This is a genomic window from Bacillus taeanensis, from assembly GCF_003318295.1.
In the GTDB taxonomy this organism is placed as follows: Bacteria; Bacillota; Bacilli; order Bacillales; family UBA6769; genus Maribacillus; species Maribacillus taeanensis.
Window position 1 is genome coordinate 1 of record NZ_QOCW01000059.1, and the last position, 1,121, is coordinate 1,121.

Genomic DNA, 1,121 nt, shown 5'->3' on the forward strand with positions numbered 1-1,121 from the left:
GGTCCGTCATCATAAATATAGAATTCTACCCATTCATGCTGTTTATCTATACAAATTGTAATGGTTCCCGTATCTTGAATGGCTTCTACAGCATTTGCAACTAAATTATTGATAATAGAAAGAATCGTGTAAATATGGTAAGGGGGATGATTTCCTTTAATTGTATATAAAAATTGAATATTTTTTTCTAGTAAACGAGCATATTTTTCATTTGTCCGTACGATGATGTTTATTAGTTTATTTATATCGATATAATCTGCAAAGCTTTCGTTTGAAATAAGTCTCGAAAGTCCGGCAAAAATTCTTTGATTATCTTTTTTTATCTCATGTACTTCTCCAGCAATTTGAAGTGCTTGTTGGCGGAATTCTTTGATAACAGGTGCAAAATCTTTCGTTTTAAACTGGTTTAACCCCCGGTATAGTTCATAGGATTTTCTTGTGATTGTTTCAGCATTTTGTAGTGTCTTTTTTAAATGAATAGATTCCTCATATAAATTAGAAATGAGCATCAGCATGTGTTCATTTTGTTTTCTCATTTGTCTTTCCCTAGACTGTGCTTCATACAGTTTTAATATATTGAAAAAACCTAGAACAATAAAGCTGTGAGAAAGGGCGATAATGAACATTTCGTTAAATGCTCCTAATGTAACGGTTACTCCCAGAACAAAATATTGCATAAATAACTCAGCAAAATCGGACAATATTTCAATTATGATGCCAATAAACCCTATTATCAAAGGACTTTTATGAAAACGATTAACTTTTGCCAAATAAAAAAGACAAGCGTAAGTGAAGTAAAAGAAAAACGTCGGATAGTGGGATTGAAAGGAAGTAATCCAGTCAAAATTCTCCTGCATGGTCAAATCTATTAAAATTCGAAAGCCCACAACAAGTACTGCGGTCAAAAAACCCGGTAAAATTGTTGTCATTTTTCGCAGCAATAACAAAAAGAAGAAAAAAGTTGGTACGCCAAAACTAACTCGAAACGTTTCGTTAATTGGATAGAAATTTACTTCTCCTGCTAATGGTACTATAAACATCATTAGAACAGCAATATAGATGTCTTTTCTTACTAAAGGATTGGTGCTCAAGAATGTCACTTCCTAATTTTGTTTAAAAAT

General features: G+C 32.0%; 1 protein-coding gene. It reads right to left on the bottom strand.

The window, feature by feature from the left end; translation table 11 throughout:
* Positions 1 to 1,100: ATP-binding protein (locus tag DS031_RS23330; protein ID WP_245947638.1), on the bottom strand; the 1,100-nt coding region annotated here is incomplete at its 3' end.
* Positions 1,101 to 1,121 lie beyond the last annotated feature (21 nt).